We start from the raw sequence: 240 nt of genomic DNA, 5'->3' as shown, positions 1-240 counted from the left end.
CGGGCACACGCAGCGCCAGCCAGCGCACCGGGCGCAACGAGGTGAGGATCGCCGCCAGGTAGCCGCCATAGCTGGTGCCCACCACCGCCACCGCCGAAGTGTCGATCGCCGGGTGGGACAGCAGGCGGTCGTAAGCGGCGAGCAGGTCGCGCAGGTTGTCTTCACGGGTGACCCGGGAGAGCGGGATGCCGGTGCCGGCATGGCCGCGCAGGTCGAAGGTCAAACACACGCAGCCGAGCC

At 71.2% G+C, this 240-nt stretch carries 1 protein-coding gene; it reads right to left on the bottom strand.

Translation table 11 applies throughout. The annotated features are described in order from the left end of the window. A partial coding sequence (locus tag AC0L3U_RS40115; RefSeq protein ID WP_473365227.1) for an alpha/beta hydrolase family protein occupies positions 1-223 on the bottom strand: 223 nt, incomplete at its 3' end. Positions 224-240: the final 17 nt, after the last annotated feature.

This window comes from Bradyrhizobium sp. Kon69 (assembly GCF_055807515.1).
Note: the sequence above shows the minus strand (reverse complement) of the source record. Positions and strands in the feature narration are given on the sequence as shown.